Origin of the sequence: Parahaliea mediterranea, assembly GCF_003402235.1 — a bacterium.
GTDB lineage: Bacteria > Pseudomonadota > Gammaproteobacteria > Pseudomonadales > Halieaceae > Parahaliea > Parahaliea mediterranea.
Genome location: NZ_QEWO01000009.1, coordinates 45,480 through 60,841, shown reverse-complemented (window position 1 = coordinate 60,841; position 15,362 = coordinate 45,480). Strand labels below are relative to the sequence as shown.

At 55.8% G+C, this 15,362-nt stretch carries 14 protein-coding genes; all 14 read right to left on the bottom strand.

Features of this window, described 5'->3' with window-relative positions; all coding sequences use genetic code 11:
* Positions 1-92: 92 nt before the first annotated feature.
* Positions 93-1,400, bottom strand: a complete 1,308-nt coding sequence (locus DDZ17_RS20730; protein WP_116368956.1) for a Glu/Leu/Phe/Val family dehydrogenase — start codon at positions 1,398-1,400, stop codon at positions 93-95.
* Between the two features lie 70 nt (positions 1,401-1,470).
* Positions 1,471-2,493, bottom strand: coding sequence for an alcohol dehydrogenase AdhP (gene adhP, locus DDZ17_RS20725; protein WP_116368955.1), 1,023 nt, complete (start codon positions 2,491-2,493; stop codon positions 1,471-1,473).
* Between the two features lie 205 nt (positions 2,494-2,698).
* The gene (locus DDZ17_RS20720) at positions 2,699-3,064 is read right to left on the bottom strand and encodes a hypothetical protein (RefSeq protein WP_116368954.1); all 366 of its coding nucleotides are present in this window, start codon (positions 3,062-3,064) and stop codon (positions 2,699-2,701) included.
* A 229-nt stretch (positions 3,065-3,293) separates the two neighbouring features.
* On the bottom strand, positions 3,294-4,715 hold the full coding sequence (gene gndA / locus DDZ17_RS20715) for an NADP-dependent phosphogluconate dehydrogenase (RefSeq protein ID WP_116368953.1): 1,422 nt from the start codon (positions 4,713-4,715) through the stop codon (positions 3,294-3,296).
* A 48-nt stretch (positions 4,716-4,763) separates the two neighbouring features.
* Complete coding sequence (gene zwf / locus DDZ17_RS20710; protein ID WP_157976774.1) at positions 4,764-6,239, bottom strand: glucose-6-phosphate dehydrogenase; 1,476 nt, start codon at positions 6,237-6,239, stop codon at positions 4,764-4,766.
* 25 nt (positions 6,240-6,264) lie between these two features.
* The gene (locus DDZ17_RS20705; RefSeq protein ID WP_116368951.1) at positions 6,265-7,620 is read right to left on the bottom strand and encodes an MBL fold metallo-hydrolase RNA specificity domain-containing protein; all 1,356 of its coding nucleotides are present in this window, start codon (positions 7,618-7,620) and stop codon (positions 6,265-6,267) included.
* Positions 7,617-8,543, bottom strand: a complete 927-nt coding sequence (locus DDZ17_RS20700) for a ribose-phosphate diphosphokinase (protein ID WP_241505983.1) — start codon at positions 8,541-8,543, stop codon at positions 7,617-7,619. Before DDZ17_RS20700 ends, DDZ17_RS20705 begins: the two co-directional genes overlap by 4 nt.
* Entirely contained in the window at positions 8,540-10,042 is a 1,503-nt protein-coding gene (locus tag DDZ17_RS20695) for a thymidine phosphorylase family protein (protein ID WP_116368950.1), read from the bottom strand. Before DDZ17_RS20695 ends, DDZ17_RS20700 begins: the two co-directional genes overlap by 4 nt.
* A gap of 367 nt (positions 10,043-10,409) precedes the next feature.
* Entirely contained in the window at positions 10,410-10,844 is a 435-nt protein-coding gene (locus tag DDZ17_RS20690) for a hypothetical protein (protein ID WP_193940643.1), read from the bottom strand.
* A gap of 57 nt (positions 10,845-10,901) precedes the next feature.
* Entirely contained in the window at positions 10,902-11,174 is a 273-nt protein-coding gene (locus DDZ17_RS20685; RefSeq protein ID WP_116368949.1) for a DUF2933 domain-containing protein, read from the bottom strand.
* A gap of 34 nt (positions 11,175-11,208) precedes the next feature.
* Positions 11,209-13,728, bottom strand: coding sequence for a heavy metal translocating P-type ATPase (locus DDZ17_RS20680; protein WP_116368948.1), 2,520 nt, complete (start codon positions 13,726-13,728; stop codon positions 11,209-11,211).
* Positions 13,718-13,843, bottom strand: a complete 126-nt coding sequence (locus DDZ17_RS22935; protein ID WP_277749339.1) for a hypothetical protein — start codon at positions 13,841-13,843, stop codon at positions 13,718-13,720. The genes DDZ17_RS20680 and DDZ17_RS22935 overlap by 11 nt, the downstream gene beginning before the upstream one ends.
* On the bottom strand, positions 13,844-14,443 hold the full coding sequence (locus DDZ17_RS20675; RefSeq protein WP_206613613.1) for a methyltransferase family protein: 600 nt from the start codon (positions 14,441-14,443) through the stop codon (positions 13,844-13,846).
* Positions 14,444-14,553: 110 nt separating this feature from the next.
* Positions 14,554-14,973, bottom strand: coding sequence for a MerR family transcriptional regulator (locus tag DDZ17_RS20670; protein ID WP_116368946.1), 420 nt, complete (start codon positions 14,971-14,973; stop codon positions 14,554-14,556).
* Positions 14,974-15,362: the final 389 nt, after the last annotated feature.

The window sequence follows — 15,362 nt, the reverse complement described above, 5'->3', positions numbered from 1 at the left end:
CTGGCTCACCTTTGACGATTAATTAATTTCACTACCCATAAGGCGATTGTCAACAATCGCCAGTAATGCTCCTGCATCGAGTGCGCGTTGGCTCACCCGGACGCGCCATCGAAGTATTCGCGGGTACCCTGCCGGGCCATGGCGTCGGCAATGCGGCCAATGGCCTGTGTATAGGCCGCAGTTCGCAGCGTTGTGGCATTCTCCTCCGCATACTCGAAACACAACCTGGCCTCGCGGGCCAGGCGCGCGGCGAGCCGCTGGTTCACCTTCTCTTCGGACCAGGAATCGCCAATGCGGTTTTGAACCCATTCCAGATGGCTGACGATTACGCCGCCGGCATTGACCAATACATCAGGCAGCACCTCGACACCGCGATCCGTCAACAGCAGATCGGCCGCACCACTGACCGGCCCATTGGCGATTTCCAGAATCGTGGCGGCGTTCACGGACGCGACATTGCGCTCGGTGATGGTGTCTTCGAGGGCGGCGAGGACCAATACATCCACATCCATCGCCAGCAGTTCGTCGTTCGTCAATTGCTCCACCCCGGCCTCGGCCTTGTCGCAGACCGAAGCACAGCAATAGACCATGTCCTTGAGCTTACGGATCTCGTGTTTGTGCCGCCAGATCGGGTCCGGGTCGAGTCCGTCTGCGGCATGGATGGCGCCTTTGGAATCCGATAGTGCGACGATGCGATAGCCGCGCTCGTGGGCCAGTCGGGCGAAGTGATAGCCAGCGTTGCCGAAGCCCTGGACTGCCACGCTGAGCTCTTTCGGCGCTTTGCCCCGACGTTCGGCCCATAGGTCTAGTACCTGTAACGCGCCGCGCCCGGTGGCTGCGGTGCGCCCCCTGGAGCCGCGCAGTCCCAGTGGTTTGCCGGTGACGGCGGCCGGTACCTGACAGCGTTCGATCCGGGCGAATTCGTCGGCCATCCAGCCCATGATGGTTTCGTTGGTATTAACGTCCGGTGCTGGAATGTCGCGGTCCGGTCCGATGATGTCATGAAAGGCGCGAATATAACCGCGCGACAGGCGTTCCAACTCCAGTCGAGAGAGCGCCTTGGGATCGACACAAACACCACCTTTGGCGCCACCGAACGGTAAATCCACCACGGCGCATTTGATTGTCATCCAGAAGCTGAGCGCCGTGACTTCCTCCGCACTGACGTCCGGGTGGAAACGAATGCCACCCTTGCCGGGGCCGCGGGTGTCGTCGTAGCGGATGCGCCAAGCCGGAAAGAATTGCAAGGAGCCGTCGTCCATGCGGACCGGGACATTGGTCTGCACGGTCTGCTGCGGCTGGGCCAGACGTCGGCGCACGTCTTCGGCGACGCCTAGTTGGTCAAAGATCGCGTTCAGGTGATCGTTGTTACCGAATACTTCGGAGTTGGGGTGACTCATAGGTTAGACTCCTCTGATGGATCCAAGTATCAAAGTTCTTCGTAGATTACTGTGAGGCTACCGTCAAAAATCAGATCTTCATCACAATGCGGCCGTCTATCCGACCCTCGCGCATGCGGTCGAAAATACTGTTGATATTATCGAGTGGCTCGGTAGTGTAATGTGATGTCACCTTGCCCTCGCCAGCGAATGCCAACGCCTCGCGCAGATCTTCGCGGGTCCCGACAATGGAGCCGCGAATCGTTTTGCGGGTCAGCACAGTATCGAAAATATCCAACTCGAAAGTGCCAGGCGGCAAACCGTTTAGTACCATGGTACCGTGGCGACCGAGCATACCGACACCCTGTTTGAAGGCGCTGTTGGAAACCGCAGTGATCAGCACGCCGTGGGCGCCACCCACCTGTTTCTGCACTTCGGCAACCGGATCGACTTCCTTGGCGTTGAGAGTCCAGTCGGCTCCGAGGGATCGGGCCAGCGACAGTTTTTCCTCGTTGATGTCGACGGCAATTACTTTCATACCCATGGCCTTTGCGTACTGTACCGCCATATGGCCGAGCCCCCCAATACCGGATATCACCACTGTCTGACCCGGTTTGCACTCGGTTTCCTTGAGGCCTTTATAGACGGTTACCCCCGCGCACAGCACCGGGGCCGCATTGCCGAATTCCAGTCCGTCCGGGAGGTGGCCAACAAAATTGGGATCGGCCAGTACATACTCGGCAAAACCGCCATTCACTGAATAGCCGGTATTGTGCTGATTCTCGCACAGTGTTTCCCAACCTGTGACGCAATGCGGGCAGTGTCCGCAGGCGGTATACAGCCAGGGCACACCGACACGATCGCCTTCCTTGACGGTTGTCACCCCCGCCCCGATCTCGGCGACAAACCCGACACCCTCGTGGCCGGGGATGAAAGGCGGCCTGGGTTTCACCGGCCAGTCGCCTTCGACGGCGTGCAGATCAGTGTGGCAGACACCGGACGCTTCCACCTTGACAACAATTTTTCCCGGTTCGACTTTTGGTACCGCGACTTCTTCGATCGACAACGGCTTGCCGAACTCGTGTACTACAGCAGCTTTCATAGCAGTGGACATGGTCTGTCTCCTCTCGATAGAAACTCTCTTTCTGCTGACGGCTAAGAATAATTCGTGAGCGGCATGAAAATGGCTGACATCCGATTCAATCTATGATCTATAGCTCACACAGCCTTCCATTCATTAGCTGGCTGTTGTGATGGTGGGTAGACGCTTCTCCTCTGGCGCAGGCCAGGAAGAGAAGCGTTACCGTTGTCACGATAAATTACTGCTTGGTGGCACTCTCGTGCAGTTCGGCAAGGGCGTCGTATTCCTCAGCCATTGACTGTTGCAGCTCAACCACCCGCTTGCAATGCCGTTCAGTAGCCTGCCCGGCGGGCTGACCCTTGAACTTGGCATGGCTGTGGCGATAGGTCCCTTTCATTTTTTCATGCAGACTGGCCTCGTTCCTCGCCTCGGCAGCCATTTTTCGATAGTAGTCAGCAATGGCCTGGTGTTGCTCTGGTTTTTCCGCCATGGTGTCCAACAGCTCCATGATGGGCGCCTCGTCAGTGGCTTGCGCGTGCAATTGAAAAGGCGCGGCCAGCGTTGCTGCGAAGAGTAATGCAAAAGCAATATTTGAAGGTTTCATAGGTTTTCTCCAACGTGTCAGTAAATTAATGGTTTCGGTACGGTTTAAAATTGCTACCGTGAGCGATCTGGTTATCTCATAGGCATGACCTCCATCAACTGGGAATATCGACTTCCATATTCTCCGTGCGACTCATAAATTGGCTCAGCCCGGCGGTAAACCTGACCTGTGTGCTGAGCATTGACAAACGCAATGCTTAGTATGCTGAAAACGCGCCAACACAACATTTCTAGTCCAGCCATTCCGTATGAATTACCTTGCCGCTGCCATCATCTTTGCGTCTATAAGTATGGGCGCCGAAGGCGTCGCGCTGCGCCTGGATAAGATTCTGCGGTAACTCCGCGCAACGATAGCTATCGTAATACGCGAGTCCCGAGGCCATTGCCGGGACGGGGATGCCATGAGTTTGTGCAAGGCATACCACCTCTCGCCAGGCCACCTGCCGCGACTCGATCACCTCGCGAATTCCTGCGTCCAGAAGGAGGTTTGGAAGTGCGTTATCACGATCATAAGCCTGGGTAACGAGATCGAGGAGACGGGCTCGGATGATACAGCCGCCTTTCCAGATGCGGGCGATTTCACCTAGATCGATACCCCAGGCGTTCCTCGATGACAACGTACCGATAAGGGACAAGCCTTGGGCGTAGGCGACAACTTTCGAAGCGAGGAGGGCATCATGTATCTGCTGAATGAGTTTTCGAGTATCGCCCATGTGTCTTGTGAGTTTAGGGCCTGGTAACAATCTGCTGGCGCGAACCCGTTCCGCTTTTCGGGAGGACAGCGCCCGGGCATCGATAGCGGCAATGATGCTGGGAATGGCCACGCCCTGTTCCAGAGCCACTCTGGCGGTCCAAAGGCCGGTTCCCTTTTGCTCAGCGCTATCCAGAATCTGATCTACTAGATACCCACCACTTTCGGGATCTTTAACAGCGAATATCTTCGCCGTGATTTCGATCAAGAATGATTCCAGCGGCCCCAAATTCCACTCGTTGAAAACATCCTCCAGTTTATCGGGGTTCAGGCCTGCCACATCTTTGAGTAAGTGGTAGGCCTCGGCAATGAATTGCATGTCGGCATACTCTATGCCGTTATGTACCATCTTCACAAAATGGCCGGCCCCGTCAGGGCCGACATAGGTCACGCAAGGACCGGATTCGGTTCTGGCGGCGATCGCCTCAAAGACTGGTTTGAGTGCCTGGTACGCTGTGCGATCACCGCCCGGCATTAGCGAGGGTCCATGTCTGGCGCCGTCAACGCCACCGGATACGCCCACGCCAAAGAACTTTATCCCGGCGCTGAGGTAATTCTTTTCGCGGCGACGGGTGTCTTCATACCAGGAGTTACCACCGTCGATGACAATATCGCCTGCATCCAGAAGCGGCGCCAGTTGCTCCATGACTGCATCGATAGCCTCGCCTGCCTTAATCATCAACAGGATTTTGCGCGGTCGCCCCAATGAACTCACCAGCTCCACGAGAGATGAGGTGCCGTGGAGCTTGCCGCCGCTTAGTTTGACCGCCGTCTCGGTAGGTTCGGAGCTGCGGTTGTACACTGCCACTCGGATTCCGTGATCCGTCATGTTCAAGGCCAGATTTCGACCCATCACTGCCATTCCGATCACGCCAAACTCGTATTCCTTTTTTTCAGTCATGGTGTCTCTCCACATCGGACAATGGCACATTCAGCACTGGAATTCCGATTACGCACATGTCTTGCATCCCATCTCAAGAGCGCATTCAGAAATAGAAAAAACATTCGCTTCCATGGGACCCCATGTGCCCGCTGGATAGAGGTTCACTTTCTGCGGGTGATCGATGACTGGGGTATATATTCGCCACGATTCTTCAACCTCTTTCCAATGGACGAAGAGGGACTGGTCGCCGATGAGAATGTCGAGAAGCAGCGCTTGGTAGGAATCGGGAATGCCGCCATTGAAGTGGTCTGCGTACTGAAAACGGAGGGGGATGCGCTCCAGGCCCAGGGTCGTTCCGGGACGCTTGATGGAGAAAAAGAATGAGAAGCCCTCGTCAGGTTGCAAGTTTATGATGAGGACATTACTGGTGGCGCCAGCGCATCCATATTGTTCAAAAAACTTTATGGGAGCTTCGCGGAAGCGAACGGCAATCTGGGAAAGCTTGTGAGGCATTCGCTTCCCGGTGCGCAGGTAGAACGGTACCCCCTGCCATCGCCATGAATCGATATATAGCTTGAGGGCAATGAATGTTTCAGTTTGTGAGTCGGCTGGAATGCCGCTTTCCTGCAGATAACCCTTTATCGCCTTGCCTCGCATCTTGCCTGCGGTGTACTGGCCAAGTATCGCGTTGGCAGTGGTAATGGGTCTGATACTGTTAAGGACCTTGATCTTTTCATTGTGGATAGCATCGGCTGAAAAGGATGCGGGTGTATCCATGGCCACCAGGGTAAGTAACTGGGTGAGATGGTTCTGCACCATATCCCGCAACGCCCCTGTGGAGTTATAGTACTCGCCGCGTCTATCGACCCCGATCTCTTCTCCTACCGTGATCTGCACGGCATCAATGCGGTCGCGATTCCACGATGACTCGATAAAGGCGTTGGCAAGACGGAAAACAAGCAGATTCTGTACTGTTGTCTTGCCGAGATAGTGATCGATGCGATAAATCTGACTCTCATCGAAGTGCTCATGGATAAGCTTGTTCAGTGCTCGGGCAGAAATAAAATCCCTGCCAAACGGCTTTTCAACCACCAGTCGCGTCCAGCCCTGACCGTTGCGGTTAAGCTTTGCGGCGGCGAGGCCTGCAACCGTAGATGAAAGAGCCTGCGGTGGCAGCGCTAGATAAAAGGCATGGTTATGTGGGATGTCGAATAGTTTGTCGAGTTCGGTCAGGCGTTGGGCAAGCTCTTGATAGTCACCGTCATTGCCTTCGAAGATGGGTTGGTAATGAATTCGCGCTACGAAGGACAGGGATCGTTCGGCAGAGATTCCTGCCGCCTGAAGAGCATCGCGCACCGTTGCCCGAAAGTCATTTTCATCCAGGCAATAGCGACCAACCGCAAGAATATTAAAGCGCTCGTGAAGCTGACTGCTCTCGTCTAAACGCGCCAAGGCAGGAAGGAGTTTGCGCCTGGATAGATCGCCGGTAGCGCCAAAAATGACGAACAGCGATGGCTCCATGTTGTTCTTGTCTGTTCTCATAGTAGTGGTATCAGGCTCCTTAGAATCACACAGTGACGATTGATCGATAGCTGGCGACATCGACGGAAAAATCGGTATGCGCACGGAGATGGTTTCGCAATCCTTCCAGTGCCTCCGGGTCTCCGTGAATCAGCTTGATAGGGGTGGAAGGGGATAAATCGGAAGCCCCCAACCACTGGGTGAGTTCCACATAATCGGCATGGCCGGACAGCGCCGGTATCATCTCCACCCTGGCGCGCAACGGAATCCATTGCCCGTGGATCTTCACCGACTCAGCACCTTCGAGCATCTTGGCTCCCCGGGTTCCCCCGGCCTGATAGCCGCTGAACAAGACGGTCGTTCTGGCATTGCTCAACAGCCGCTTGAAATGGTGCAGAATGCGCCCGCCTGTCGCCATGCCGCTGCCGGCGATGATGATGTGGGGAAAAGCCTTGCCAGCCAGGGCCTTTGATTCATCCACGGAACGGGTATAGGCGACGTTCTCGCACATGCGCATGCATTGTTCGGTTTGCAAGCGATGCTGATCGATATAGTGACAATAGATGTCCGAGACATTGATAGCCATCGGACTGTCCAGAAAAATGGGTAGCCGGGGAATCTTGCCGGAATCCATCAGGCCAGTCAGTGCATGTTGCAATGCCTGGGCTCTGCCCACGGCAAAGGCGGGAATCAGCAACACACCGCCGCTGGCGGCCACCCGATTGACAATGTGTGCGAGTCGCTCAGCGGGATTTTCCTGATCGTGACGCCGATTGCCATAGGTGGATTCCAGCAATAGCATATCGAGTCTGGGCAAGGGTTCGGGTGGACGCATCAGAATATCGTCCTGTCGGCCTACATCGCCGGAAAAGCCAACGACCTTGCCTCCGCTTTCCGCGATGATGCTGGCAGCGCCGAGAATGTGGCCAGCGGGCTGCAAGTGAAAGTGGATATCGCCAATTGTGACCACCTCTCCAAATTCAACCGATCGAAACAGACTCAGGCTCGCCTTGGCAGTGGCTTTGTCGTACAGCGGTTCCGGGTGAGCATGTTTGCCAAGCTTGTGCCGATTGAAGAACTTGGCGTCTTCTTCCTGAATGTGGCCGCTGTCCTCCAGCAGAATTTCACACAGGGCCTTGGTCGCATGATGCGTATACACCGGCCTCCTATAGCCTCGTTGATACATTACGGGTATGTAGCCTGAATGATCCAGATGCGCGTGGGTCAACATAATGCCATCGAGAGTATCGATATCCACAGGCGGAGCTTGCCAGTTACGTTCCCGCAGCCACTTGTAACCCTGGAAAAGCCCGCAGTCGATCAGGACGCGCGTGCTTACGGTTTCGAGCAGGAATTTCGATCCAGTAACCGTTTCGGTTCCGCCCAGGAATGTGATTTTCATGTCGTCTTCTCCAGGCTGCGCAGAAATTGCATCACCGGTTTTACCAGCAAGGCTGTTATATCAACCGCGTTGGAGGCATGGGGGATAGTATTGGTGGTAATCAATGATTCAACACCGGCTACCATGAGCGCTTCATCTGCGCCGTCGGCAAAAATGCCATGAACGGCCGCGCACTGGATATTGTGAAAGCCTTGGAATTGCAGTGCTTTCATGCATTCCAGGATGGTTTGTCCGCTGGAGATGACGTCGTCGATAATGATTGGCGTTCTCCCGTGGAAATCGTCCAGAGGCTGTAATATGACTTTGACCTTGCGGTCGCCATGACGCTCCTTGGCGGCGACCACATAGGGATGCCCGCTGTAGTGGGCGATTTTCGACACCCACTGGCGGCTTTCCTCGTCCGGCCCGACCAGCAACAGCTGGTCCTGGGTTTTGAGCCACCTTGACAACGCTGGCGCCCCCTGAACCACTTGGCTGGGAATCGAATATATCTCGTCAAGAGCATGGTAACGATGCAGGTGGGGATCCACCGTGACCAGCCAATCGAAATGGCGGGATAGGGAGCGGGCGAACAGACGGGAGGTGACAGCTTCACCGTCGACGAACCTCCGATCCTGCCTCATGTAACTCAGGTAAGGCGCCACCAGTCCCACGGAAGCGGCGCCGAGTTCACGCAGCGTCTCGGAGAGGAAGACCAACGGCAGATACTTGGCATTGGGATGAGAGAGTTCTTCAACGATCAGGCAGGGACGACCGCGGACGGAAGACAGCACTTTCAGATAGGTCTCCCCATCGGGGAAGGAACGACTTTCAATACGCCCCGATTCGGCACCTATCGCCTCTTCGAGACTAGTGGCCAAGGGATGAAGATTCAGAGAAAACGCCAGCGCGTTCGGCTGCTGTGACATGTCAGGTACAGTCATAGGGATTCCTCGATGGAAAAGATTGCCGCCTGGTGCCGGTAGTAATCCAGGGCATAGTCCCGTTCGCCCCCGCTATCGGCAAACAGAGTGAACAGTGGCGACGTGGGTTCCACCTGGCTACCCAGCTGGACGTGCAACCGCAATCCGGCTGCGGGAGAAAAAGGCGCGCCAGCCAGTTTCGCCAGGCGCGACAGCTGCCTGTTGTCGATTCTGGCAATGATGCCGCGTTTACCAGCATACTCTTCATGTTGGAATCTGGCTTCGGGTAACGTTTTCAGTCCGCCTTGGGCAGTGGCAATGCGCTGAAATTGTTGCCACGCGGAACCGTTGTCGAGCAGTGTACGGGCTTCCTCATGCGCCGTCTCAAGCGCACAATTCCTGGCCAACATCAGCAGCTTGGCCGACAGAAACAATGCCCGCTCCCGCAGATCCTGGGGAGCATCTGTTTCATTACGAAGTACCGCGAGAACATCTCTTGCTTCTTCGGCAGGTCCGATTCCCCGACCCACGGGTTGCAGGCCATCGGATATCACGCAGAGAATATGGATTCCACACTCCGCTCCCACTTGGGTAAACAATGACGACAGCCGTTCAGCGTCCTTGAGAGTACGGGTTTTTGCAGTTTCTCCCACCGGAATGTCCACAATGGCATGGGTGGCGCCAGCGGCGATTTTCTTGGACAACACGGATGCGACCATTTGCCCTTCGCCGTCGAGATCCAGGGCGCGTTCAATGCGAATCAACAAGTCATCTGCCGGGCTGAGATTGACTGCACCGCCCCAGGCGAGACAGGCACCTGCGTGGGCCACCACCCGGCGGATTGCCGGCAACGCCAGATCCACGTCCATCAGTGTCTCCATGGTGTCCGCAGTGCCTGCCGGGGAGGTAATGGCGCGGGACGACGTCTTGGGCATCAGAAATCCAGCAGCGCTGACGACGGACACCACAAGTGGTGTGGTTCTGTTGCCCGGCAATCCGCCGATGCAGTGCTTATCCAGTACCATGTCATGCCCGGGCCAGGACAGGACCTGTCCACAAGCCACCATGGCGTTGGTAAGGCCGATGATTTCATCAATATCCAGGCGGTTGCCGGCGCAAACACTCAGAAAACTGGCGATTTCAATGTCGCTGTAGCGATGGGCATTGATATCTTCGATGATGGCCGCGAGTTCGTCACCACTGAGTTTGTGGCCGAAGGTTTTTTTCCGTACGCTGGCGACGGAACGAACGACCGGCGCATGGGTAACACGGATGGTTTGTCCGGGGGCAACGTCCAGACGGCTAAGGGCGACTTTTGACAGGCCCGCCTCCCCGTGAGCTAGTACAGAATCATCCACTACGTTCAAGGTGGCGATGGTGGTGTTGCCATTGTGATTCACAGACACCCTGGTGCTGGCGACAAACCCTTCAGCACGGCAGACAAGGCAGTCACTGCGCATGTAGATGACAGGCTCCTGATGCGTATTGATGCCAATGTCAATCACTTTCAGGGTTTCCATGGAATAGACTCTCTGTTCATGAATGAACGATCCTTCAACTTCAGAAGCGCCACGCAGGCCAAAAGCCTGTCGTGAAAGTGGTGTGCCGACGCCATGGGTCACCGAATTGCCGATCCAAGCGCTTTTGCTCCCGGCGCATTGCCAAGAGCATCAGATGCCGCAGGATCAGGTAGATCAACATTCCCATCAGCTGCGCCCTATGCTTCTGTACCAGAAGTAGAAGCGCGAACGTGTCAAAACCACAGGCGATGAACAGGGACTTCCCGTTGATAAAACCTGCTTCGTCACCTCCATGATTCTCCTGTTGTGGTGATCTGTGTTCATTGGCGATGTCATTAAGTCGGTGGCCTGGGGCTATCAGGTTCGCCTACATATGAGGCATGCCCTGCCCGGAAGTCTGGCCGCCCATACCTTTTTGCTCCATCATCTGACCCATCATTTGTTCCATCATCTGCTGCATCATGTCCATGCGGTCGCTCATCATGTTCATGCGTTTTTCCGAGTTCATAGCATCCGCGTTGGGGTCATCTGTCATTCCCTTGTTCATCAATTGCATGCCTTCTTCCATAATGGCCATGTGTTCCTTCATCAATTTTTCCCGAGCCTGGGGATCCTGCTCAGACTTGATGCGTTCCATGAGCGACTTCATCTTTTCCATTTGAGCGTGCATGGCGGATGTCTGCGCTTCTTGGGCTTGCATCGAGTCGTTCATTTTCATCCCCTCGTGCTGGTGCATGCCCTGGGAAAATGCCGGAGCTGAAATGAGGGTGGTTAGGGTCAGTGCTGTGATAAGTGTTTTCATGGCTATCTCCAGGTTTAAATTTACTTGCGTTGTTGAGTGGGAGTCCGAAGTTCACGTTCAGGAACGTGCTCTCGGATCCTTTCGACCATCCTGCAGTCCGCGTTGATACGCTTCCTGCGCAGATTCGTTTTCCCTGCCATGCTGATGGCCTTCGCCATGGCCTTTGTGCATAAAGAGATGCATCAAGGGGCACAGCAGAATGATCAAGAAGGGAAGATAGGGAAGGACATGGGCGCCGTGTTCCACAAAGAGAAAATAGAGCGCGGCGCCAATAAGAGTGAGCGTTGCCAGGCCGTGAAGGCTGGTCCAGTATCCGGGTTTGGTTGACATGATGGTGTCTCCTGTGGGCTCTGTAATTCGTTATCTACTCGGTTTCAGGTTGGTTGTTCACGTTCAAGTTCACCCGCTTGAGCAAGAGAGAGTTGCCAATCACCGAGAGCGAACTCACGGTCATGGCAATAACCCCGATCATGGGGTGCAGCAAACCGATCGCGGCGATGGGGATGGCGGCCACATTGTAGGCACTGGCCCAGATCAGGTTTTGCACGATTTTTCCAAACGTGGCACGCGATAGATGCATGGCTTCCACCACACCGGTCAGTTCGCCGCGCACCAGAGTGACATCCGCCGCCTCGATGGCGACATCGGCACCGGCGCCGATGGCAATGCCCACATTAGCTTGTTTCAGCGCCGGGGCATCATTGATGCCATCGCCCACCATGGCGACGTGGTTGCCGTGCTTTTTCTGCAGTTCACGAATGGCACCCACCTTGCCTTCCGGGAGCACGCCGGCCTGTACTTCGTCGATGCCCACTTCGTTGGCAACAGCGCGGGCCGCGCGTTCGTTGTCGCCGGTGATCATCACCACATGCAAACCCAGTTCGTGCATACCGCGAATCGCGGCTACCGATTCTGCCTTGATAGTGTCCGCCACCGCGACGATGCCGCAGGCTTTGCCGTCAACCGCCACCAGCACGGCGGTGCGCCCGCGACCCTCCAGGTCATCAAGATCCTGATCCAGCGCTTCCAGACCGCTTACCGATTCTTCGGCCAATAACTTGCGGTTGCCGATCAGCACCAGGGCACCGTCGACCTTGCCGGAAACACCGCGCGCGCCGGTGGACCGGAATTCCGTCACCTCGCCCGGCTTCACGCTGCGCTCGCCGGCGCCTTCCACAATAGCCCGGGCAATGGGGTGTTCGGAGGCATTTTCCACCGTGGCGGCCCACTGCAATAATTGTTGCTCGGTCACGCCTTCGGCCATGGCCACTTCGGTCAGTTTGGGTTCGCCCCGTGTGATGGTGCCGGTTTTGTCCAACACCATTACCTTGACGTCCTTGAAGGTCTGAATGGCCTCGCCGGAGCGAATCAGAATGCCGCGCTCGGCGCCGATACCCGAGCCCACCATCAACGCGGTCGGCGTTGCCAGACCGAGAGCGCAGGGGCAGGCGATAACCAGTACCGCAATGGCGGCGAGAATCGCCAGCACCGGGGTGCTCGCTGTCGGGTCAACCCAGGGCAGAAATCCTGCGCCCCAGACCAGTATCGGGCGCAGAGAGTCGGCGGCGACAAACCAGATAACAAAACTCGCCAGGGCAATCAGGATGACGACAGGCACGAAACGCCCGGTCATGCGATCGGCAAATTCCTGAATGGGCACCCGCGATCCTTGTGCCTGTTCCACCAGTTTGATGACCTGGGACAAAAAGGTATCGCCTCCCACCTTGGTGGCTTTTACCCGCAGTCGCCCTTCTTTATTGATGGTTGCGCCAATAACAGTATCGCCCGGCGCTTTATAGACCGGTACCGATTCACCGGTGGCAATGGACTCATCCAGGTGGCTCTCACCCTCTACCACTTCGCCGTCGGTTGGCACCTTGTCACCGGGGCGGATGACCATGATGTCGCCCGGCTGGAGCTCTTTCACCGGAACTTCCTGTTCCTGCCCGTCGCGTTCCACCCGCGCCGTTTTGGCGCCCAGGGTCAACAGCTTGCGGATCGCCTGGGACGCTCTGCCTTTGGCTTTGGCCTCAAGGTAGCGCCCAAGCAGGTGGAAGGTCATGATGGTGGCGGCCATTTCGATAAACGAGGTCATGGTGACGAAAAACCCCGCCAGGCCGATCAGGTAGGGCGGTGCGCTGCCCATGGAGATCAGCACATCCATGTTGAAGGTGCGGTTGGTGAGTGAGCGCCAGGTAGACTTGTGGGTGGCGGCGCCGCCGTAAAGAAAAACCACCGGAAACGCGAGCACCGCGATAATGGCCAGATAGCCGGGAATCGGCTGCCAGAACATATGGGGGATCATCAACAGCATGATCAGGGTGGTGGGGAGGCCGGCAATCCACAAGCGTTTGAGCGCCTGGCGCAAGTAGGCGTCTTCGATATCGGCATCCTTACCCGCATCGTCATCCTCAGCCTCGGAAGAGACCTGGGCAACGTCGTAACCGGCTTTTTCCACCGCTTGTCTGAGCTGGTCAGCACTGGGGCCGCCATCGGTCACCTTAACGTGAACCTTGTGACTAGCGATACTGGTGCTGATGTGCGTGATGCCGTCGAGCCGCTGGAGAGACTCGCGCACAATACCGGCGCAGTGATCCGAGCCCATGCCCGGGACAATTAGCTGGACGCCTTTGCCAGCTCCGGAGCTACTGGCCGAGGCGACATCGTAGCCTACCTTTTCCACGGCTGTGCGGATATCGCTCAGTTCGAGCTTGCTGGGATCGTAGTGGGCCTCCACGCGATGAGCGGCAATGTTGGTGGTAATTTCATCCACACCGTCCAGACGCTTCAGCGAGGTTTTTACAATGCCGGCGCAATGGTCTGATCCCATGCCCGGCACAGTCAGCCGTGCCAGTGCTGTTGTCTGCTTTGCTTCAGTGCTCATTTTTGCTTCCTGACTTTTCAGAATTCGATCGCTTGCGTCGCAGGTTCCAACCCACAAGGGCGAAAACAAGCAACAGGACAATACCGCTGATGATGGTCGTGATTTCTAGGTTCATTCAAGACTCCTGTCGCAGTAGATCATTGATATTGGGGAAGAACATCGGAACCCGCTGTTGATAGTGGCGGTATTCGTCGCCGAACTGTTCCAGCATCTGACGCTCCTCCTTGCGAGCCAGTAGCGTGTAGGCCAGCAAAATCACTGGAAACGCAATCACAGAGAGAATGGTTGGCCAGTGCACAACCCCTTCGCCGAAGACGATGAGAAACAGACCCGTGTATTGTGGATGACGAACGCGCGCATAGATGCCATCGGTCATCAGTATCGTACTGCGTCGCGCCAGGTGAATGCGGCGCCAGCCGTCAGCGACCAGGGTTGCGCCGAAGAACACCAGGCTATAGCCGATCAGCATCGCAACGATGTGAGCGGTAGGTGTGCCAAACAGTTGCGCCCACAGGTTGCCGCCTTCGCCCCAGGCCAGGTCGAGGCCGAAAAACCGCGCGAGAAAGTAGATGGTCAGGGGAAAGCCGTACATCTCGGCGTAAAAGGCAATAATGAAAGCCTGAAGTACGCCCGCGCGCGTCCACTCTTTCCAGCTGTCCGGCGCCAGATAGCGGTACATCAACCACGAGACAACGACGGTGACGATAACCGCCAAACCCCAAGCACCTACATGCATTCGTTTATTCCTCTTTCCGCGACACCAGAATCAACTAATTTTTGTGCCACCACCCCGACCTTTAATGATTTTCAGGTCTGAACGTTTCTTCAACTGGTATGTTCGCCATCACTGAATTCTTCGATCAGATGACAGACCATGTCTCCCGTAGGAGCTCGGTCAGGCTTCTGATTCCATGTTGCGACGGCGCTGAGCATGCGCTGCCGTAACTGTGCACTGTCTCGAAAGCTTTTTCCGTTCTCCTCCAGTCGCTGCTGAATAAGCCGTCTGGCCAGAGGACAAGGGGAAATACCCTGGTCGGCGGTATGGAGGATCTGGCCAATATCATTTACCGAAAACCCCAGTTGTCTGGCGCTCAGGATAAACCGAAGAAGTCGCCTGTCTTTTGGACTGTATTCCTTGTAGCCGTTGACAGGATTCTTTACCGGGTTCAGGAATCCAATACGGGTGTAATAGCGCACGGTGTCCCCGGTCACCCCTATATCCCTGGCCAGTTGATTGACGTGCATTTGGCAAGTTCTCTTCGCTCAGTGTTACCTGCAATGTTAGACCCGCGCTTAAAACGTCGCCTTGATCTGTGTCAAACTGCCAGGTCTTAAACATGAGTTTTGGTACAGTACTGTGGATAATGATGAACCTGTGTCCAGCGCACAGGTCAAGTGTATGCTGAGGTCTCTGAAATTTTATGGGTGGGGTTTCTGTTGCAATTCTCATGCATGCCTCGTCAGAAAAATTGGAGACCCGTTTAATGTTGATAGTAGAGCTTGTCCCCTGTCGGCAGCATTACCCCAGCATTACCCCAGGATTACAAAGATGTAATCCTGGGGTAATCTCCCTGTTGGTGACAATTACTTACCATATCCATCGACGTGTTCATCCTAAATGCCTTGGTGGATGG

Excerpts from the sequence above, each read along its gene's own strand:
- DDZ17_RS20700 (WP_241505983.1), bottom strand. The coding sequence starts at position 8,543 with ATGACTGTACCTGACATGTCACAGCAGCCGAACGCGCTGGCGTTTTCT.
- zwf (WP_157976774.1), bottom strand. The coding sequence starts at position 6,239 with ATGAGAACAGACAAGAACAACATGGAGCCATCGCTGTTCGTCATTTTT.
- DDZ17_RS20685 (WP_116368949.1), bottom strand. The coding sequence starts at position 11,174 with ATGTCAACCAAACCCGGATACTGGACCAGCCTTCACGGCCTGGCAACG.
- adhP (WP_116368955.1), bottom strand. The coding sequence starts at position 2,493 with ATGTCCACTGCTATGAAAGCTGCTGTAGTACACGAGTTCGGCAAGCCG.
- DDZ17_RS20720 (WP_116368954.1), bottom strand. The coding sequence starts at position 3,064 with ATGAAACCTTCAAATATTGCTTTTGCATTACTCTTCGCAGCAACGCTG.
- DDZ17_RS20680 (WP_116368948.1), bottom strand. The coding sequence starts at position 13,728 with ATGAGCACTGAAGCAAAGCAGACAACAGCACTGGCACGGCTGACTGTG.
- DDZ17_RS20670 (WP_116368946.1), bottom strand. The coding sequence starts at position 14,973 with ATGCACGTCAATCAACTGGCCAGGGATATAGGGGTGACCGGGGACACC.
- DDZ17_RS22935 (WP_277749339.1), bottom strand. The coding sequence starts at position 13,843 with ATGAACCTAGAAATCACGACCATCATCAGCGGTATTGTCCTGTTGCTT.
- gndA (WP_116368953.1), bottom strand. The coding sequence starts at position 4,715 with ATGACTGAAAAAAAGGAATACGAGTTTGGCGTGATCGGAATGGCAGTG.
- DDZ17_RS20705 (WP_116368951.1), bottom strand. The coding sequence starts at position 7,620 with ATGAAAATCACATTCCTGGGCGGAACCGAAACGGTTACTGGATCGAAA.
- DDZ17_RS20695 (WP_116368950.1), bottom strand. The coding sequence starts at position 10,042 with ATGGAAACCCTGAAAGTGATTGACATTGGCATCAATACGCATCAGGAG.
- DDZ17_RS20690 (WP_193940643.1), bottom strand. The coding sequence starts at position 10,844 with ATGAAAACACTTATCACAGCACTGACCCTAACCACCCTCATTTCAGCT.
- DDZ17_RS20730 (WP_116368956.1), bottom strand. The coding sequence starts at position 1,400 with ATGAGTCACCCCAACTCCGAAGTATTCGGTAACAACGATCACCTGAAC.